The sequence below is a fragment of the Microbacterium testaceum genome, from assembly GCF_029761935.1.
GTDB classification, from domain to species: domain Bacteria; phylum Actinomycetota; class Actinomycetes; order Actinomycetales; family Microbacteriaceae; genus Microbacterium; species Microbacterium testaceum_A.
In genome coordinates this window covers 950378-968857 of sequence record NZ_CP121699.1, presented here as the reverse complement: position 1 = coordinate 968857, position 18480 = coordinate 950378, and the positions used below count along the sequence as shown (strand labels likewise).

Annotated in this window: 25 protein-coding genes; 15 read left to right on the top strand and 10 right to left on the bottom strand. The window is 69.1% G+C overall.

Translation table 11 applies throughout. From position 1 onward, the window contains the following. The 8 genes from QBE02_RS04715 (at position 1) to QBE02_RS04680 (ending at position 5937) form a co-directional block, all read left to right on the top strand. Positions 1-1002: a hypothetical protein gene (locus tag QBE02_RS04715; protein ID WP_279367326.1), complete on the top strand. Its 1002-nt coding sequence runs from the start codon at positions 1-3 to the stop codon at positions 1000-1002. Beyond that, on the top strand, positions 999-1421 hold the full coding sequence (locus tag QBE02_RS04710; RefSeq protein WP_279367325.1) for a hypothetical protein: 423 nt from the start codon (positions 999-1001) through the stop codon (positions 1419-1421). Before QBE02_RS04715 ends, QBE02_RS04710 begins: the two co-directional genes overlap by 4 nt. After that, complete coding sequence (locus tag QBE02_RS04705) at positions 1408-1899, top strand: hypothetical protein (protein WP_279367324.1); 492 nt, start codon at positions 1408-1410, stop codon at positions 1897-1899. Before QBE02_RS04710 ends, QBE02_RS04705 begins: the two co-directional genes overlap by 14 nt. Then, entirely contained in the window at positions 1899-2189 is a 291-nt protein-coding gene (locus tag QBE02_RS04700; protein WP_279367323.1) for a hypothetical protein, read from the top strand. The genes QBE02_RS04705 and QBE02_RS04700 overlap by 1 nt, the downstream gene beginning before the upstream one ends. A 25-nt stretch (positions 2190-2214) precedes the next feature. Then, positions 2215-2658: a hypothetical protein gene (locus QBE02_RS04695; RefSeq protein ID WP_279367322.1), complete on the top strand. Its 444-nt coding sequence runs from the start codon at positions 2215-2217 to the stop codon at positions 2656-2658. Positions 2659-2756: 98 nt separating this feature from the next. Next, a complete protein-coding gene (locus QBE02_RS04690; RefSeq protein ID WP_279367321.1) occupies positions 2757-3020 on the top strand; it encodes a hypothetical protein in 264 nt (87 codons plus the stop codon). Between the two features lie 2 nt (positions 3021-3022). After that, on the top strand, positions 3023-4582 hold the full coding sequence (locus QBE02_RS04685) for a hypothetical protein (protein WP_279367320.1): 1560 nt from the start codon (positions 3023-3025) through the stop codon (positions 4580-4582). 38 nt (positions 4583-4620) lie between these two features. Continuing rightward, positions 4621-5937: a hypothetical protein gene (locus tag QBE02_RS04680; protein ID WP_279367319.1), complete on the top strand. Its 1317-nt coding sequence runs from the start codon at positions 4621-4623 to the stop codon at positions 5935-5937. Between the two features lie 223 nt (positions 5938-6160). On the opposite strand, the gene QBE02_RS04675 is transcribed toward QBE02_RS04680, so the two are convergent. From QBE02_RS04675 to QBE02_RS04665, 3 genes are all read right to left on the bottom strand, one after another. Further along, positions 6161-7180 carry a polysaccharide pyruvyl transferase family protein gene (locus tag QBE02_RS04675; RefSeq protein WP_279367318.1) on the bottom strand — a complete coding sequence of 340 codons (1020 nt, stop codon included), beginning with the start codon at positions 7178-7180 and terminating at the stop codon, positions 6161-6163. Positions 7181-7601: 421 nt separating this feature from the next. Beyond that, complete coding sequence (locus QBE02_RS04670; RefSeq protein ID WP_279367317.1) at positions 7602-7868, bottom strand: hypothetical protein; 267 nt, start codon at positions 7866-7868, stop codon at positions 7602-7604. A 9-nt stretch (positions 7869-7877) separates the two neighbouring features. Then, on the bottom strand, positions 7878-8153 hold the full coding sequence (locus QBE02_RS04665; RefSeq protein WP_431844583.1) for a hypothetical protein: 276 nt from the start codon (positions 8151-8153) through the stop codon (positions 7878-7880). A gap of 60 nt (positions 8154-8213) precedes the next feature. Here QBE02_RS04665 and QBE02_RS04660 point away from each other — a divergent pair, with 60 nt between their 5' ends. Beyond that, positions 8214-8417: a hypothetical protein gene (locus QBE02_RS04660; protein ID WP_279367315.1), complete on the top strand. Its 204-nt coding sequence runs from the start codon at positions 8214-8216 to the stop codon at positions 8415-8417. Here QBE02_RS04660 and QBE02_RS04655 read toward each other — a convergent pair. Together QBE02_RS04655 and QBE02_RS04650 are read right to left on the bottom strand one after the other, a co-directional pair. After that, positions 8410-8715, bottom strand: coding sequence for a hypothetical protein (locus tag QBE02_RS04655; RefSeq protein WP_279367314.1), 306 nt, complete (start codon positions 8713-8715; stop codon positions 8410-8412). The genes QBE02_RS04660 and QBE02_RS04655 overlap by 8 nt on opposite strands. Before the next feature lie 35 nt (positions 8716-8750). Next, a complete protein-coding gene (locus QBE02_RS04650) occupies positions 8751-9020 on the bottom strand; it encodes a hypothetical protein (RefSeq protein ID WP_279367313.1) in 270 nt (89 codons plus the stop codon). A gap of 45 nt (positions 9021-9065) precedes the next feature. Between QBE02_RS04650 and QBE02_RS04645 the strand changes: the two genes are divergently transcribed. After that, entirely contained in the window at positions 9066-9305 is a 240-nt protein-coding gene (locus QBE02_RS04645) for a DUF3263 domain-containing protein (protein ID WP_279367312.1), read from the top strand. Positions 9306-9584: 279 nt separating this feature from the next. After that, positions 9585-9743, top strand: a complete 159-nt coding sequence (locus QBE02_RS04640) for a hypothetical protein (protein WP_191966607.1) — start codon at positions 9585-9587, stop codon at positions 9741-9743. 33 nt (positions 9744-9776) lie between these two features. On the opposite strand, the gene QBE02_RS04635 is transcribed toward QBE02_RS04640, so the two are convergent. Then, on the bottom strand, positions 9777-10514 hold the full coding sequence (locus QBE02_RS04635; protein ID WP_279367311.1) for a hypothetical protein: 738 nt from the start codon (positions 10512-10514) through the stop codon (positions 9777-9779). 310 nt (positions 10515-10824) lie between these two features. Here QBE02_RS04635 and QBE02_RS04630 point away from each other — a divergent pair, with 310 nt between their 5' ends. Beyond that, on the top strand, positions 10825-11904 hold the full coding sequence (locus QBE02_RS04630) for a fatty acid desaturase family protein (RefSeq protein WP_279367855.1): 1080 nt from the start codon (positions 10825-10827) through the stop codon (positions 11902-11904). 98 nt (positions 11905-12002) lie between these two features. On the opposite strand, the gene QBE02_RS04625 is transcribed toward QBE02_RS04630, so the two are convergent. The 3 genes from QBE02_RS04625 to QBE02_RS04615 all read right to left on the bottom strand — a co-directional run bounded on the left by QBE02_RS04625 (position 12003) and on the right by QBE02_RS04615 (position 15762). Next, on the bottom strand, positions 12003-13670 hold the full coding sequence (locus tag QBE02_RS04625; RefSeq protein WP_279367310.1) for an FAD-binding dehydrogenase: 1668 nt from the start codon (positions 13668-13670) through the stop codon (positions 12003-12005). Between the two features lie 95 nt (positions 13671-13765). Next, positions 13766-15058 carry an ABC transporter permease gene (locus QBE02_RS04620; protein WP_279367309.1) on the bottom strand — a complete coding sequence of 431 codons (1293 nt, stop codon included), beginning with the start codon at positions 15056-15058 and terminating at the stop codon, positions 13766-13768. Next, the gene (locus tag QBE02_RS04615) at positions 15055-15762 is read right to left on the bottom strand and encodes an ABC transporter ATP-binding protein (protein WP_279367308.1); all 708 of its coding nucleotides are present in this window, start codon (positions 15760-15762) and stop codon (positions 15055-15057) included. Before QBE02_RS04615 ends, QBE02_RS04620 begins: the two co-directional genes overlap by 4 nt. A gap of 132 nt (positions 15763-15894) precedes the next feature. Here QBE02_RS04615 and QBE02_RS04610 point away from each other — a divergent pair, with 132 nt between their 5' ends. Beyond that, positions 15895-17103 (top strand): sensor histidine kinase, encoded by a 1209-nt coding sequence (locus QBE02_RS04610; protein WP_279367307.1) that lies wholly within the window; start codon positions 15895-15897, stop codon positions 17101-17103. Then, entirely contained in the window at positions 17100-17762 is a 663-nt protein-coding gene (locus tag QBE02_RS04605; protein WP_279367306.1) for a response regulator transcription factor, read from the top strand. The genes QBE02_RS04610 and QBE02_RS04605 overlap by 4 nt, the downstream gene beginning before the upstream one ends. A 6-nt stretch (positions 17763-17768) precedes the next feature. Here QBE02_RS04605 and QBE02_RS04600 read toward each other — a convergent pair whose 3' ends face one another. Beyond that, positions 17769-17981 carry an alternative tryptophan synthase beta-subunit gene (locus QBE02_RS04600; RefSeq protein ID WP_268103718.1) on the bottom strand — a complete coding sequence of 71 codons (213 nt, stop codon included), beginning with the start codon at positions 17979-17981 and terminating at the stop codon, positions 17769-17771. Positions 17982-18120: 139 nt separating this feature from the next. On the opposite strand from QBE02_RS04600, the gene QBE02_RS04595 reads away from it, so the two are divergent. Continuing rightward, the gene (locus QBE02_RS04595; protein WP_268103719.1) at positions 18121-18480 is read left to right on the top strand and encodes a YnfA family protein; all 360 of its coding nucleotides are present in this window, start codon (positions 18121-18123) and stop codon (positions 18478-18480) included.

Sequence of the window (18480 nt, the reverse complement as noted above, 5' to 3'; positions counted from 1 at the left end):
ATGTCGCAGCGCTACCGCGGACGCAACGGTGAGGTGCCCGAGTCCGAGCTGACCATCTTCCATCGCGGGCGGAACAGCGTGGATGGGGACTGGTTCTGGGGTCTTCCGCCGGCGTCGTACGCGAAGCACCTCAACCTGCTGACGCTGGCGCGTCGCCGCGGGCGGGGCGAGCTGTCGCCGTCCGACGGGTGGGGCACGTACCGACCGAAGGTGCCGGCGCAGGTTATCGCGCGTCGCATTTATGGCAACGGCGCAGCCGTCCCGGGCACCTCGAGCCACGGCCTGTATTGGGAGGGTCAGGACACCGCCGCCGTCGACTACTCCAACTGGGGCGAGATCTACGGCTGGGACATCCTCGCGTTCGCCGCCGACTGCCGTGCGGTCGGCCTCACCCCGCTGATGATCGTGCCCGCCCGCGGCTACCCCTACGAGCCGTGGCACGTCATCGACCTCAACCCGCTCGGCCCCGTGCCCGCCCTGCTCGGGCTCGGCGCGATCAACTTCGACCCCCAGGGAGATGACATGTACGACGACAAGGCCCGCGAGGAGCTGATGCACCGTCTCGACGTGGTGATGACGCCCGCGATCGCGCGCATCGAGCAGATGGTGCAGCAGGCGCGCGGAGGCGCGTACTCCTTCATCAACATCGAGGGCTCCGACGACATCGTCGTGGTGTCCCTCATCAACGGGAACATGCACCGCATCGGCAACCCGTACCACGCGTCCCTGCTGGACCGGGTGAAGCGGGGCTACTTCGACACCGCCGACATGCTCACCGCCGAGCTCGACATCGTGCGCGGCTACCTCACCGCCATCAACCCGCCGCCGACGGCGATCGTCGACAGTGACGCGCTCATCGCGGAACTTTCCCGCATCCTCCCCGCTGAGGCTCAGGGCGAGCACCGCGTCGAGGTCGACCCCGCGTCGGTGAAAGCCGCCGTGGACGCCGCGATCGACGCGCACACCTCGACCATCGCGTTCGTGCAGAAGCCCGCATCGTGATCGCCATCCCCTCCGCCTGGCGGTACAAGCTCGCGGCGATCTACCTCACCGAGGTCATCACCGTCATCCTCGGGACCGTGGGGGCCGTCTTCGGTGCGTCGATCGTCGCGGCCCCGAAGGACTACGCGCGGATCCCGTCCTTCGCGCAGGCGTTCGCGTTCGTCGCCCCGCCGTGGTGGGGCCTCACGATGGTCGTCCTCGGGGTGCTGATGGTGGCGTTGCTCGTGCATTCGCGTGCGGCGGCCGCGGTGCCGGCGTTCCTGCTCGGCATCGTGTGGGTGCTGTGGGTGCTGCCGATCGCGTTCTCCCCGAACTTCGCCCCGTCCGCACCGATCGTGTACACGGCGCTCGCGCTGCTCACCCTCGTCGCGGGAATGTCGTGCCTGGTCGAACGGGGGGAAGCCGATGGACGAACCTAAGCCCGTCCGCCTCACTTCGCCCGACAACGCGTGGGCGGCCGGCGCGATGCTCATCTCTACCGGCATCCCGATCCTGTCCGTCGCCGAGGTGTACCAGCCGGTCGCGCTCGAGGCGTGGAGTCACCTCCTCGCCGATGTGTGGCAGTGGGTGCTGCTAGTGGCTGCTGTCGTCGCGTTCTCCACCCTCCCGCTGATGAAGCGTGCTGAGGGGCACGGGAATCGTATGCGGGCCGTGCAGCGCGTGGAGGCGGTCGCCACGGCCGTCGTGTCGCTCTGCTACCTGCTGCTGTGGGGCGCGCTCGTCCACGAGTACGGGTTCGGTACGAACCCGCTCACGCAGCTCATGGTCGCCGGGCTCGGCATCACCGCCGGGGTGCGGGTCGTGCAGATCGTCCGCGGCCTCGGGCGGTACCGGCGAGCTCTCCGAGCTGGACGCACCACCCACGTGGAGGCGATCGCCCAGTCGAAGGAGACCTGATGACGGTGGACGCGTGGGTGGCGGTCGCCGGAGTGGGCGCGGTCGTACTCACCGCCATCGCCGGTCTCTTCAAAGCCGTCGCGGACCTGATCGGTGCGTGGCGTCGACCCGACCGGGCACCCGCGCCGGAGGTCGGTATCCCTGCGGTCGCTGAGTCGCGTGACGACGACATCGACTACCGGGCGTACCTCGACATGAAGGAGCGCGCGGAGAGGGCCGAGAAGGCGCTCAGCGACTACCTCGACGACCGGCGCCGCGCCGCGCCCGACGAAGACACCCACCCCATCTGACCCCTCGTCCCGAAAGGACAGCCACATGCTCACCCGCCAGGCGATCATCCTCGCCACCATCCGCACCGCCGTCCCCGCCGCGATCGGCTGGCTCCTTGCGCTGCTCATCAGCCGCATCCCCCTCGTCGCCGACATCATCGGCACCATCGACTCGACCCTCGCGACCGCCGCCCCCGGGGTGCCCGGCCTCACCGTCGCCGCCCTGCTGAACGCCGCGGCCATCGGTGCCGTCGTCGCGGCCTACTACTGGCTCGTGCGCCAGGTCGGTCGCCGCTGGCCCAACGTCGAGCGGTGGCTGCTCGGATCCGCGCAGCAGCCCGTCTACGCGAAGCAGAACGCCGACGGCGTCTACGTCATCACCGGCCTCGAGCCGAACGCCGCGACGATGACCCGCGCGGAGTACCGCGCCTCGCTCGACCCGCACAACCCGGCCGCGTTCCGGGACCCCGGCGCGCACAACGAACCGTGATCCTCCGTGCCGCGGCGGCAGTCCTCCTCGTGTGGGCTGTCGCCGCGGTCACCTATCCGGCGCTCTCTCGGGCGCACGCCGACCGCTGAGGAGACGCCATGCCGTTCCCGGAACCCGATTGGGCTGACGGAGACCCGTCGAAGCCCGTCACGGCTGAGAAGCTCGCGCAGCTCGGCAAGCAGTACGCGACCGTCGCCGAGGACGCCGACCAGCCCGACACTCCCGTCGGCGCCGCCATTACCCGTGCGATCGCCGCGGCCGGTGTCGGCGGCGGCTGGACCGACAACGGTGACGGCACCATCACTCTCAACCCCGGCACGTTCATCGACAACGGTGACGGCACGATCACCCTCGGAGGCTGACCATGGCTGGCGACATCTACAGCAAGACCGGCGCGGATGCCGCGTTCGCACCGAAGTCTGTTCAGCAGACCGTCGAGACGGGGCGGCTCTCGGCCGCGGGCGTGTCGAGCACCGTCGACGCTGGTCTGGCCCAGGCGCTCATCCTGTCCGCGAAGAACGGGATGATCGCCGACGGCACGACCGACTGCTCTGCTGCGTTCCAGGCACTCATCGACGCATCCGCGGCGGCCATGCGCCCCATCGAACTCACCCCCGGCGTCTACTACATGGGGACGACGAACATCGGCGCCCCCGTAGGAACGCGCATCCGTGGTCTCGCCTCCGGCCTCAACCGATTCGGAGCGAACGGCGTCATCCTCAAATGGTCCCCGTCGACGACCGGTACATGCTTCACTGTCAACGGCGACAACACGTGGCTCGAGAACTTCGCCATCGATGCAAACGGTGCCAGCGCGACAGGACTCTCCGTGCTGTCCGGCTTCGAGAGCCGATTCGAGAACATTCGCGTCATCCGCAGTGCCGCCCGGGGCCTATGGATTCGAGCTATCTCGAACTCGTCGTACCGGAACATCTACATCGACAACTGCGGATCCGCGACGCTCCCGTCCGTGCAGATCTCGTCGGTGTCGAAGTCGCTGAACACCATCGACGTGTCCGGCATCCACATCGAACGCCAGCCCGGCACGGCGCTACAGATCGGACCCTCCACGCTCACAGGCACGAGCGACATCGTCCCGGAGTTCTTCCGCATCCACGGGCTGCACATCGAAGCCGTGACAGACAACGGCGGCGCACCGAACACGGAGCCCCTCGTGCTCATCACCCTCGGCCGAAGCATCGCGCTCGTCGACCCGTTCCTCTTCGGAGGACCGGGGCCCCTGCTGAAGCACGCAGCCCTGACGGGGCATGCCGCCAACGCCGTCCTCGGCGGCCTGCAGATCATCGGCGGAACGCTCCTCGGGAACGCATCGCCCAACGCGCCGACGAACCTCATCCAGCTCGTCACCGGCAACGAGTTCTCCGTCGTCGGCACCCGCTTCGACGGCTGCACAGGCGCCGCGATCGACGTCGGCTCCGCCTACGGAGACCGAGTCTTCATCTCGCCCGAGTGCATCTTCACGTCCCGCGTTGGGTCGGCCCGTGCAGACGCTCGGACCGTCTTCGACCAAGCGTCGGTCGTGCGAAACCCCATGCGCGTGCAAGGACACCTGCACCTGAACGCCACGGCGAAGACCGCGCCCTCGGTATCGACTGCTCTCGCGGGTTCCACTGGCGCACCGTCGTTCGTGGCTGGGTCGTCGGACATGCTCGGCGGAGTGAAGTTCGGATCGGGGACTGCCCCGGCCGCCGGACAGATCATGTTCCACGTGACGTTCAGCACCCAGTACAACAACGCGCCGATGGTGCTCCTGACGCCGAACAACAACGACACGCGCCTTCTCGGCCTGTACGTCGTGCGCACCGCGTCGGGCTTCGACGTCTACGCGGGCAACGCGCCCGCCGCGAGTCAGCCCGCGACGCAGTTCGAGGTCACCTACATGGTGGTCGGCGTCACGAGCTGACCCGCCACCGCGAGGTGGCCCTGGGTATGATCCCAACCATGAGCTCACCCACCGCGCCGACCGCCACGCTGGTGCCGGTGGGTGAGCGCTTCCTGGCCGGGGCCGTCATGCTCCTGCTCGTCGTACACGTCCCCGGCTTTTCGCTCGTGCCGGTGTCGGTCTTCCCCGCACTGCTGCTGGCGGTGCCGTTCTTGTACGGTGCCCCCGTGGCGGTGAAGAGGCTGGCGGCGGCGACGGCTATCGCGCTCGTCTCGGGTGCGGCCGTTGCGGGCGTGACGACGTCAATGGGGAACCGGACGTCGTCCGTCGCGGTGTGGGGACCGATCGTCCTCTGGGTCATCTGCATCCCCGTGCTTGTCGCGGCTGCGGCGTGGTCCCTCCGGCGCATCTCGGTGCGCACCGGCGTGCTGCTCATGCTCGCTGGTGGTGTCGTCAGCTCCGCGATCGCGTCGCTCGAGTGGAAGGGCACGCTTGGCATCTTCGCGACGGCGTTCATCCTCGTGCTGTTCGCCGGCCGCGGCTTCGTGTCGTTCCTCGCTCTCGGCGCGGTGCTCGCCCTCAGCGCGACGAACGACGCGCGCTCGATGGCGCTGGCGGCACTGGCGTCGCTGCTCGTTCAGTGGATTCTGCGCGAACGCCGCAACCCGCGGGGCAGCGTCCATCGAGCCGTCTCCATCGTGGTGATCGGTGCGGTCGCGATCGGTCTTGCGGTGTGGGCTATGGCATCTGGCCTGGCGGGGCAGCAGGTCCAAGCGCGCACGCTCGACCAGCTCGAGAAGTCGAACCCCCTGTTCGGCGTTCGCGCAGAGTGGGCAGCCACCACCGCGCTGGCCGAGAACCACCCGTTCGGATTTGGTGTTGGCGTAGCCCCGTCAAACTCGGCGATCGGTGAAGGCATCCTCGCGGTGCGCGCGGCGGGCGGCGACTGGACATCGCACTACTTCAGCAACGTCGTCTTCGGTGAGCGCGTCGACCTGCACTCGACCCTCGCAAACCTCTGGTTCCACTTCGGCATCGGCGGTATCGCCGTCGCCGTCGTCATTGGGGTCATTCTGTTCCGTGGCGTGCGTGACGCCGCCGACAGCGCACGGGTCTTCGGCATGGGAGGCATCTTCCTGATGCTTATGGGCATCTGGGATCTGCTCTTCTCGCCCATGGCCGACGTGGGACGCATCATCGCGGCCCTTGCCGTGGCGATCGCGGTCGCGGACCTTCGCCGGAAGGCGCGGCTGGCGGCTCAGCTAGGCAGCGAAGAGAAGAAGAGCAGTCCGAGGGTCACGACGCCCAAGAGCGAGACGGCCACGGCCGCAAATCGCGTGGTGGGTCGGGTCGCTTTCCACTCGCGACCGATGTGACGCGCTTCGGATCGCGCGAGTAGGAACGGTCGGGCTGCGGCGCGAGGCGGGTTGGCCGCATAGCGATGTGCGCGTACCTTCCCGGACGTGCGGCCCAAGCGCTCGGAGCGCGCCCCCGCGAGAGCGAACAGGAGAGCAACCGCGCCGATGGCTGCCATGAGAAGAACTGTCATGGCGATCTGCTCGAAGCTGTAGTTGTACCCCACGGCCGAATCGTACCTGGTCAGTCGAGAAGACCGGTGACGCGATCTCGGGCATCATTAGCGCCGTCCGCAAGGAAGACGCCCGGGATGGTGCCGAGGTAGTCCCGGTAGATTGCCGAGACCTTCCCGTTTGCGTTGTCCATTGCGACTACCGGGTGCCCCATCAGCATGCCGAGCACGGTCGCGTGCAGGCGGTCGGTCAGGAGGATGCGGCCCTGCCCGATGATCTTCTGCGCGGACCGCACATTGAGCTCGGCCATCGGCATATAGAGCTTGTGCTGCAGCGGATAGAGGGGACGGCGCAGCAAGGGAACTCGACGCATGACTGCGCCGGGCAGGTGGTACGCCCACCACTTCAGCTTGTCTAGCGCAGCGAGGCCCCAGTCAGATGCGATGTGCGTGACGTTGCCGGGGAGGGCGACCCCGCGCCCGGTTGACTCCGAATCTCCGCGTCGCAGGTACATGACCTCGACGGAGGGGTCGTCGTACTTGCTGGGGTACAGGAGGCCGACCCCCAGCGCGCAGTCGGGGCAGAAACGAACCGAGGCGGTCGGGAACTGCTGCCGAGTCAGTTCGACGCCGACATGGTCACGCACAAGGATCGTCATATCCGGGTGAGCCGCGACCACGTCCTGCGCCTGTGCAAGGCCATTCGCAGTGCCAAACTCCACCGTCTGCGGAAGCTGGATGATTCGCCGGTCATGGTTCTCGGCAATCACCCGTTCGCGGAACGCCTCGATCTCGGTCCAGCGGTCGCCGAAGTTCCCTCCACCCTGGATAAGGATCGGGCCCTCCGGGACGAAATGATCGAGGTCGCTTTTGTCGTAGCGGGTGATGTCTCCGAAGTAGTCCACCGTCACTCCGAGCTCGCGCAGGTACTTCATCTGCCCGAGCAGGATGAGATGATCGCCAGCGTTCTCGTGGTTGGGATAGTCGACCAAAGCAACGCGAGTACCCGGCTCGAGCAGTTCCGCGAGGACGCTCAAAGTCTGTGCCTGGATCGCGGCGAGGGCAGTGTGCTTGGCAAGGTCTGCGGCCATGTCGCTGAGCCTAGGGCACTCGTGTGTCGAACTCGGACCGGCATCTTTCGGGCGCAGATTGCGCCTATGCAAAAGTCCCGCCCCCTGCCAGGGTCGGGACATGGCGAGAGCGATCATCCGGGCCTCCATCAATGGCCCCACCCCGAATCGGAAACAGCAGGATCTACGCAAAGTCCTAGTGGCTGCAGGCTTCCGAAAAATCGGTACGGCAGCGTACGAAGGAACCTTCCCCACCCCCGCGGATGCTTTCGCCGCGGTGGAGGATGGGATGGCCTTCCTCGGCGCGCTTCCACCCGGTTACGAGATAGACCACCTGTGGGTATACCTCGATCGCACGTGAGACAGACGACGCCCCCGGTGTCCCTCTTCGGAGGTGACACCGGGGGCGTTTCGTCGTTATGGGGTGGTCGTGGCGGCCAGGTCAGATGTGCGGGTGGGAGTACTTGAGGATTGGGACGACGAAAGCGCCGCCCTCGGCGCGCCACCGTCCCATAGCGGGGGTGTATCCCTCAGCCCGGAGGATGATCTCGATTCTCATCGCGTCGTCGCCGTCAGCGAGTGATCCCGAGAAGCCGGGAAGGTCGAGCGACCCTCCTTCTGGACGCTCGGGGGTGGCGGGGAGTCGTAGGCGCCAGATGTGTGCGTCCTGGCTGTGGTGGATGTGGGCGATGAGAACGTCGTCGGTCATGGCCGAAGCCTAGACGTGGCGGACGTGCAGCAGGATCCACCCGTCGGGCACCTGCGCCCGCAACCCGGCCATGTCGGCCGCTTCGATGTCCCGGGCGCCGTCCCGTCGTGAGTACGTCCCGGACGCGGTGAGCGTGTCCGTGCCCTTACCCATCCGCACGGGCGCGTCGGTGAGGGCGAACCCGGCCGGCGCTTGCTGCTCAAGCATGGCGTGCGCTTCTCCAAGGGAGCGCGCTTCCACCTCGGCGGTCGTGGTTTCGCGGGGGCGGATGGTTCCGATCAGCACGTCAGCCATCGTACGAGTCCGGAGATGCCTTTCGCCGCGCCGTCTCGCTACGGTGGCCTGGTGAAGCCCATCGACTTCGACGCCCTGGAAGACATCGCCGCCGAGCTCCGTGATGCGTCCGCGAGCCTGGAAGCCGTCTTCGCGGCTCGAGGTGTGCCGGCGGGCGCGATGATTGCCAGCGACGATGAGGAAGCGATGGCAGCCGTCGACCGGATGCGCCGCGCCCTCGCCCGCCAGGCTGCCTGGCTCGACGCGACTATCTGACCGGCCCGAATCCGGTCGTCCCGTGCGCGGGCGCTGAACGCCGCTCCCTGCCCACAGGCGCCCACTCGGCAGCCCCGGGGATCTCCGCCACGATCGCGGCGACCAGCGCGGCGGTGTGCTCGTCGTCGTAGTACCCCGCCCACTTCCCAGCCTCCATCGCCAGGACATCGCCCCGGTCGCCGGCCGCCTCGAGCAGCTCCGCAATCACCGGGGCCGTGTCGATCTCGTACCGGTTACGGGAGCAGATCGTCGACAGGCGGATGCCGAGGAGCGTGTCGGGGTGCAGGGGGCGGGACATGCCGGTGACGCTACGCCCGACCACCGACACCCCGGTCAGGTGGACAGGATGAGGACGAACACGATCATCGCGACCAGGGCGACGGCACCGAGCGCAGCGCCGACCGCAGGCGCAATCCACTGACCACCCGTGCGGCGCGCGTTCATCGCCGCCAGGACGCCGACGATCACCGCGGCCACCCCGACCAGCGAGAAGATGATCTTCAGCCCGGGGAACAGGATCAGCACCCCGAGCAGGCTGACCGCGCCGAGGGCGATCGCGGTGATGCCGATGCCGCTGACAGGTGCGGGGCGAGGGGTGCTCATCCGCCCAGGGTAGCGATGTCGGAACCCCCGAGCATCATGGGGACCATGACGAGCACCGACATCACCGTGCTGCTCGACTTCGAAGAGCAGTGGCCGAGATGGTCCGGACGGAAGGACGAGGCGATCCGCGCCCGCTTCGGCATCACGCCGGCTCGGTACTTCCAGATCGTCCTCCGCGCCATCGACACGGCCGAGGCGCTGCAGGCGAGGCCCATGCTGGTGCGTCGCCTCCGCCGCCGGCGGGATGCCGGGGCCGCGGTGCAGCGGCGTCGACGCGCGGTCTGACAGACACGATCCAGACACGATGTCGGAGTACGTCGGCGTCCGCCGGTGTCGTCCAATGTCGCCCTGGCTTGCTGGTTTACCCCAGGTCAAGCCGGGGAAGTGTGCGTTTATGTGCGCGAGTGTCGTTCGGTGTCGAAGACGGTGAGGTCGTCAAGGGGTCGCAGGTTCAAATCCTGTCATCCCGACGGAATGGGTCGGAACTCGGAAGAGTTTCCGGCCCTTCGTCGTTTCTCGGGGTGTCCGAGAAGTCGTCACTATGTCGCCCATAGGGTGAGCCCCATGTTCGATTTCGACGAATTCATGATCGCCCTCCCGTCCACCGTGATCATCGGGGGGATCTCGGCCCTGGTGTCGTGGCTCGTCATTCGCGGAGCGGTTCTCTCCGCGCTGCGCAAGTACCGCCGGGAACAGATCGAGGGGCACTCGGACCAGCTTTAAGGCGCGGCTGGTCTGGCCGCCCCGCCCGCCCGGTCATGAGAAGTCGAACGTCAACACCGCCGTGCGCGTCTCGGGTTCGAAGAACAGCAGGATCGCGTCGGCGCCGTGCCACCGCCAGGGGTACCCCGACGTCGCCGCGATGAAGTGGAACGGGCGGCCGTCGAACAGGCGCAGGACGGGTACGTCGGCGTCGCTCTCGTCGAGCTCGATACCCGCCGGGAGTGTGCCCACCACCCAGTTGCCGTCGGGGGGAGTCCCGCCGAACTGGTCGATCAGCGGGCTGGATGCGGCTCCGGCGCGAGGCCGCATCGGGTCGTCAGGATCCCCCCACGAGAGAATCCCGTACTGCTGCCAGCGCCCTCGGCACGCGGCGAAGTCCGCGTTCACTTCCGCGATACGTGCCACCGCCTCGTCATCGCCGCGCGCCGCGTCGGCGGCCACCGCGAGGACGCGTACGTCACCGACGAAACGCCAGCGCCCGTCCTCCTGCATGCGAAACGTCAGCCAGGCGCCGTTGCTTTCGGCGCCGGCATAGGCGCCCGACTCTTCTTCCACGGCGCCGTACTCGGGGTCAACGGGACTGATGAGGTGAACGTGCCCCGTCCAGGTCGGATCCACCGCTGCGAGGTCTATCGAGACGAGGGGGTGAAACAGCCGGGCGAGGTCCTGCTGGTCGGCGACGAACACCGCGGCGGGGTCCGGGAACACCACGAACCGGCCGTCGACCTCGGTGATCGAGATGCCGCCGTACTCGTCTGCTTCTTCACCCATGGCTCGCAGTTTAGGGACCCCTGTCCCTCAGGCCCTCCGCTTCATCCCCCATGTTGTCCCGCCCCACCTGCTCGCCGAGGGCACGGCAGCCGTGAAACCGGCCCGAGACTGGCAATCGCCTGGGCAACGCGTTCGCGACGCTTGCCACACCTGCGTGATTCCGGGGATCTCGGCGACTACGTATACGCCTTCGCGCATACGGCCCCCGTAGCGTGGCCACCAAGCCATCGGCACCTGCCCCCGGCTTCGAGACTTCGGTCACCCCCCCACCGAGGAGCACGCATTGGCTGCACCCGTCGTCGAGTCCCGGATGGGACCGATCCGTCAGACCTACAAGGGGACGACGGAGTTCCCGCCCATGGCCAAGGCCTACACAGAGTTGTCGCAGGTCGTCCGTGAAACGGGCCTGCTCGTTCGCGCCCGCCGGTTCTACGCGATGGTCGGTGTCGTCCTCGCGCTCGGTTTCGCCGGCGCGATCACCGGGTTCGTCCTGCTCGGCGACAGCTGGTTCCAGTTGCTGATCGCCGCAGCCCTCGGCATCCTGTTCACCCAGGTGGCGTTCCTCGCCCACGAGGCCGCGCACAAGCAGATCTTCGCCTCGGGCAAGGCCAACGATCGCCTCGCCCTGTGGCTCGCGGCCGGCGTGGTCGGTATGAGCCTGTCGTGGTGGACCTCCAAGCACACGCGCCACCACGCCAACCCGAACCGCGTCGGCAAGGACCCCGACATCGAGATCGACACGATCTCGTTCCTCGACGTCGATGCGGCCAAGGCTCGCGGCATCCAGCGCTGGATCACCCAGCGCCAGGGTTGGGCGTTCTTCCCCCTGCTGACCCTCGAGGGTGCGAACCTGCACGTCATCGGTCTGCGCCACCTGCTCTCGCGGGAGCCCGTCAAGGGCCGCTGGACGGAACTCGGCATCATCGCCCTGCGCTTCGCGGTCTTCGTCGCTCCGGTGTTCGTCTTCCTGCCGCTCGGCATGGCCTTCGCCTTCCTCGGCGTGCAGCTCGCCGTGTTCGGTGTCTACATGGGCGCCTCGTTCGCCCCGAACCACAAGGGCATGGCCGTCATCGCCCCCGACGCGAAGCTCGACTTCTTCAGCAAGCAGGTGCGCACCTCGCGCAACATCACGGGTGGCTGGTGGGCCACCTGGCTCATGGGCGGCCTGAACTACCAGATCGAGCACCACCTCTTCCCGAACATGCCGCGCCCGCACCTCAGCAAGGCCCGCGCGATCGTCAAAGAGCGCAGCCAGACGCTCAACGTCCCCTACGTCGAGACCACGTTGTTCGAGTCGTACGGAATCGTGATCCGCTACCTGAACCGGGTGGGGCTCGCCGCCCGCGACCCGTTCGAGTGCCCGATGACCTCGGCGGCCGCGCGGGCCTGACACCCGCACGACCACCCACCCCAGAGGGCTCCGCATCGCGCGGGGCCCTCTGTCGTGGTTTCGGTGACACATGTCACCGCGAGCGATGACGCCCGCCCTCACACCGCCCGCGCCAGCGCCCTCCCCACCGTCCGCCCGGTGAACAGGCACCCGCCGAGGAAGGTTCCCTCGAGGGCGTTGTACCCGTGGGCCCCGCCGCCGCCGAAGCCCGCGGCCTCGCCCGCCGCGTAGAGGCCGGGGATCGGCATCCCGGATTCATCCAGGGCGCGACCGTCGAGGTCGGTCTGGATTCCGCCGAGGGTTTTCCGCGTGACGATCCAGAGCCGGACGGCGATGAGCGGTCCGTGGCGGGGATCGAGGATCGCGTGGGCGGGAACCGTGCGGAACAGGCGGTCTCCGCGGAAGCGACGGCTGTTCTGGATGCCGATGGTCTGCGCGTCTTTCGAGTACGGGTTCACGACCTCGCGGTCACGGGCCTCGAGCTGCCGACGGATCGCGTCCTCGTCGAGCAGGTCGTCTTCGGTGAGGGCGTTCATCCCGCGGACGAGCTCGGTGAGGGTGTCGGCCACGACGAAGTCGGCTCCCTCGCGTTTGAAGTCCTCGACCGGGCCGGGAGCGGCGCGTCCGAGTCGCGTGCGCAGCAGGAGGGCCAGGTCGCGGTTGGTGATGTCGGGGTTCTGCTCCGAGCCCGAGAGCGCGAACTCCTTCTTGATGATCGTCTGGTCGAGCACGAACCACGAGTAGTCGTGATCGACGAGATCGGGGGTCGTGCGCAGCAGCTTCAGGGTGCCGAGGGTGTCGTATCCGGGCAGCCCGGGCGCGGGCAATCGACGGCCGCGGGCATCGAGCCACATCGAGGAAGGACCGGGGAGGATCCGGATGCCGTGACCCGGCCACACGGGGTTCCAGTTCTGCAGCCCCTCGGTGTAGTGCCACATGCGATCGCGGTTCACCAGGCGCACGCCCTGATCCGCGGCGATGTCGAGCATGCGTCCGTCGACGTGGGCGGGAACGCCGGTCACCATGGTGCGCGGGGGAGTGCCGAGCCGCTCGGGCCACCACCGGCGCACGCGCTCGTGGTCGCCGCCGATCCCGCCCGAGGCGATGACGACGGCCTGCGCCGACAGTTCGAACTCCCCGACCACCTCGCGTGACGACGACACCCCGCGGGGGGCGTCGTCGGGGGCGAGGATCGCGCCGCGCACCCCGGTGACGGCGCCGTCGCTGACGAGCAGTCCGTCGACGCGATGGCGGAAGCGGAGGTCCACGGCATCCGCTGCTCTCGCCCTGTCGGCGAACGGCTCCGAGATACCCGTGCCCGTTCCCCACGGCACGTGGAAGCGGGGGACGGAGTTGCCGTGGCCGCCGGCGGTGAGCGACCCGCGCTCCGCCCACCCGACCACGGGGGTGAATTTCACGCCCTGCTGCTGCAGCCACGAGCGCTTTTCGCCGGCGGCGAACTCGACGTACGCGCGGCCCCACTTCTGCGCCCACTCGTCCTCGGGGTGCGGGCCGTCGAGACGGTCCCACCCGGCGGAGCCCTGCCAGTCCTGCCAGGCGAGGTCGAGGGAGTCCTTCACCCCGAGGCGCCGCTGCATGGGGGAGTCGACGAGGAAGATCCCCCCGAACGACCAGAACGCCTGCCCACCGAGGTTGGCGGCGTTCTCCTGCTCGACGATGATCACGCTCTTGCCCGCGCGGGCGAGTTCGGCGCTCGCGACGAGACCCGCGAGTCCCGCTCCGATGATGATGACGTCGGCGTCCATGTTCTCCCTCGGCGTCGAGTGGCGGAACCCACGCTACGCCGGTCGACGCGTCGAAGGCCGATGCACCGGGGTGTCCCCGCGCACCGGCCCTCGTCTCACTCGTACCGCAGCGACTCGACCGGATCGGCGCGGGCGGCGCGGGCCGCCGGCAGGGTTCCGGCGAGGAACGCGATGCCCATCACCGCGAGCGTCGTCACGACGATCGACACCGGATCGAAGGCGATGAGCTGCAGCCCCGGCAGCTCGCTGAACAGGCTCTTCGCGAGTTGGGCGCTGACCGCCGTCCCCACCCCGATCGCCACGACCGCGCCGAGCGCGCTGCCCAGCAGGCCGATGAAGATCGCCTCGAGGCTGAACAGCGAGAACACGCGCCCGCTCCCCATGCCCATCGCCTTCATCAGGCCGATCTCGCGCGTGCGTTCCTGCACCGACATCAGCAGGGTGTTGACGATGCCGAAGCTCGCCGCCAGCAGGGCGATGATCGCGAAGGCGTTCAAGACCAGCACGATCCCGTTGATCACCGCTTCGAACGTGCCCAGCTGATCGGCGACCGTCGTCCCCGTGTAGCCGGCGTCGGTGAGCGCGGCCTTCACATCGGTCACGTTCGCGCCCGCTGCCATCGTCGCGCTCGCCGAGGCGTACCGGTCGAGTTGGTCGGCGGGGACGCCGGTGTTCTGCGCGGCCGACAGGGCGTCCTCAAGGGCTGCGTTCGTCGTCAGCGTCGTGGTGCTGCCGAAGGCCTCCTCGGTCACCCCGGTCACGGTCGCTTCGACCGTGTGCTGTGTGCGGACCGGATCGGTGACCGCGATGGTCACGGTGGCGCCCACGGCGGCGTCGGCGTCGGCGAAGCCCATCGGCTCGACCAGCGCGTCGGGGAGGGCGACCTGCAGCGCCGGCGAACCGTCGTCGGGGGCCACCCCCGCGCCCATCTGGGGTGTCTGCCCCGCCACGAGACTGCCGGCCCGGGCGACGTACGGGTCGCCGCCCGGCGCCTGCACGTAGTCGATCGTCACGGACTTCACCGGCACGACCTTCGCGATGCCCGGCACCGCCGCGAGCGCGGTGATGTCCGGGTCGGTCAGCGCGGTCACCTCGCTCGTCGTTCCAGGAGGGCCCGCCTGACGCCCCGACGAGATGGCATCCGGATCGTATTTCTGAGGAGCGGTGGATGCCGTGGCATCGGTGCTCGTCTTGGTCACGGTCAGCGCGTCCGAGGCGCCCATTGCGCTGACGGTGCTGTCGATGAACGCGTTGATGCCGGTGCCGAGCCCGTTGGTGATGGTCAGGGTGAAGGCGCCGACGAAGATCGCCAGCACCGTGAGGATCGTGCGCGTCTTCGAGCGGAACGTGTTGGCGACGGCGGTACTCACCAGATCGAGGGTCTTCATGCCGCGCTCCGTTCCTCGGCGACGATGAGTCCGTCGCGGATCTGCACGCGCCGGTCGCACCGGGCCGCGAGGTCTTCGTCGTGCGTGACGATGATGAGGGTGATGCCGTGCTCGCGGTTGAGGCGGAAGAGGATGTCCTCGACCACCGCCCCGGTCGCCGAATCCAGGTTCCCGGTCGGCTCGTCGGCGAAGATCACCTGCGGGTCGTTCACGAGGGCGCGGGCGATGACGGCGCGCTGCTTCTGCCCGCCCGAGAGGGCCGTGGCCTTGTTGCGGGCCTTGTCGCCCATGTCGAGCTCGGCCAGGGCCGCGAGTCCCCGGCGCTTGCGCTCGCCGCGCCCCACGCCCGCGATCTTCAGCGGCAGCACGACGTTGTCGAACACCGACGCGGTCGGCGTCAGGAAGAACTGCTGGAACACGAAGCCGAACGTCTTGTTGCGCGTGCGGTTGAGCCGGCGTCCGCGCCGGGTCGTGGCATCCACTCCGTCGAGGAGCACGGCGCCGCGCGTGGGCGCGTCCATCAGAGCCAGCAGGTGCATGAGCGTCGACTTGCCCGAGCCGCTCTTGCCGAGGATGGCGATGCTCTCGCCGCGGTGGATGTCGAGGGTCACCCCGCGCAAGGCGTCGAAGCGGGCGGAGCCGCGACCATACGACTTGTGCAGGTCGGTGACCGAGAGGAGTGGGGGAGCGGGATCGGATGCCATGACCCCACCCTCGCGCTCGGACCCCGGATGCCGCGTCCCACCGCCGGGGAGGACGACTCCCCCCACGGGGGTATTCGCGAATGACCCGCCGGGGCGATCGCCCGGGCCCGCGCGAGACGACAGACTGGACCGGTGAGCGCTCCCGAGACTCCGACGTCCGCGCCGCGGTCGTTCTGGGCCGCGCGCCCGTGGCTGACCGACCTCGGCCTGGCCGTCCTCGTGGTCGGCCCCGCTTTCGCCCCTCTCCCGCTCGCGGAGCTGCGCCCTTCTCAGCCGTTCGCCCTCGTGCTGGTTCTGCTGCCGGCCCTCGTCCTGCCGATGCGTCGCGCGAGACCGCGGCTCGCGCTCGCCGCGTGCGTCGCGCTGTACCTGGGGGCGCTGGTGCTGGGTACGCAGTCGCCGGGAGCGACCCTCGCGATGATCGTCGCGGCGTACACCGTCGCGCAGCGCACCGCACGCCGACGGTCGGTGCCCGCGATCCTCGCGGCGGTCGTCGCCACGACGGGAGGGAGCATCGTCGTCTCGCTCGTCAGCGGCGTCGACACGCGCTTTCTGCAGGTCGGGCTGGCCCTGGCCCTCGCCGGGGCGATCGGTGACGCCGCCCGATCGCGGCGCGCCTACGTCGAGGCGGTGGAGGAGCGCGCGCGACGAGCCGAAGAGACCCGCGAGGCCGAGGCCCGGCGGCGCGTCACCGAGGAGCGCCTGCGCATCGCGCGCGATCTGCACGACGCGGTCGCCCACCGGATCTCGGTGATCAGCCTGAACGCGGGGGTGGCGTCCTCGGCACTCGAGACGCGGCCCGAGAAAGCACGGGATGCGCTCGCCACCATCCGCACCACCTCGCGCGACGTGCTGGGCGAGATCGGGGCGATGCTCAGCGTGCTCCGCGCTCCCGACGAGGCCGCGGCGCGCGAGCAGCCCGGGCTGGCACGTGTTCCCGAGGTGGTCGAGTCGGTGCGGGTGGCGGGATGGGACGTCGTGGTGCGCGACGAGATCGGGACGGATGCCGAGGGCAGCGGCATCCCGATCGGAATCGGCATCGTGGCCTACCGCGTTGTGCAGGAGGGACTCACGAACGCGGTGAAGCACGGCACCACCCGCCGCGCGCACGTGCTGATGCGTCGCGATGGAGACGTGCTCGAAGTCGTGGTGACGAACCCCCTGGATCGCGTGCCCGAGCCCGCCGAGGCGCCGCCGACGTCGGGATTCGGGCTCATCGGCCTGCGCGAGCGGGTCGACGCCGTGCGCGGCGAGCTCGACGCCGGCCTCGCCCCCGGCGGCTTCCGGTTGGCGGCGCGTCTTCCCCTCCCCGCCCCCGTTCGATCGGAGACAGCCCCGTGACCACCGTGATCGTCGTCGACGACCAGTCGCTCATCCGCTCCGCCGTCCGCGACCTGCTGGACGCGGCCGAGGGGACCACGGTCGTGGGCGAGGCCGCCGACGGCGAGGCCGCGGTCGAGCTCGCCCGGCGCCTCCGCCCCGATGTGGTGGTGTGCGACATCCGGATGCCGCGGATGGACGGCATCGACGCCACCGCGGTGATCTGCGCCGACCCCGCCCTCGCCGATACCAGAGTGCTCATTCTGAAGACCTTCGAGGAGGACGAGTACGTCGTCTCGGCGCTGCGCGCCGGAGCCAGCGGGTTCATCGGCAAGGGCGCCGAGCCCGACGACATCGTCCGCGCCGTGCGCGCGGTCCACGAGGGTGGGGCGCTTCTGTCACCGGCGGCGACGCGCGCGTTGATCGAGACCTGGGTGCGCGCGGCGCCGGCGCAGGGGAGCGCGCCCCCGTCGCTCGAGGCGTTGACCGATCGCGAGCGCGAGGTGCTGCTGCTCGTCGCCCGCGGACGCTCGAACGACGAGATCGCCGGCGGGCTGTTCATCTCACCGCACACGGCGAAATCGCACGTCAAGAACACGATGGTGAAGCTCGGCGCGCACGACCGTGCGCAACTCGTGATCGCCGCGTACGAGAGCGGTCTGCTCCGCCCCGGCCGCTGACGACCCTCAGCGCGGGCGGACCGGAGCCTCCGCCCGCCGCGGCGGGTAGTCGCGCAGTGAGATCTCGCGGCTGTCGAAGAGCCCTCGGCGCGCGCGAACCATGGTGACGCCGGAGCGGCGCAGGTTCTCGGCGACTTCCGCCGTCAGGGGTCCGTGGTGCGCCTTCTGCCAGCCGCCCGCCAGCGTGTAGGTGTGGGTCACCGTGCGGGGTCGAGTCATGGGTACCTCCTGAGGGAACCGTAGCGGCCGCACAGCGCACGCATCCCAAATGTTTCGCACCCGTCATCTACCGGTTTTCCGGCGTAACCCGATCGGCCACGGTGGCGGCCGCTCGCTCTCCGCGGTCGATAATGGCGGAATGACCACCGCGCGCATCGTGATCCTGTTCGCCGTGGCCGCGATCGCCGAGATCGGCGGGGCGTGGCTCGTGTGGCAGGCCGTCCGCGAGAACCGCGGATGGTGGCTCGCGTTGCTCGGCATCCTGGCCCTCGGTGCCTACGGGTTCGTCGCGGCGCTGCAGCCCGAGGCGAACTTCGGGCGCGTGCTCGCGGCCTACGGCGGAGTCTTCATCGCGGGTTCGTTGGCGTGGGGGATCGTCGTCGACGGTTTCCGGCCGACCGCGTGGGACTACGTCGGCTCCGCGGTGGCGCTCGTGGGCGCCGCGATCATCATGCTCGCACCGGTGCTGGCCGGGACGGATCAGGCGCCGAGCGCCTGA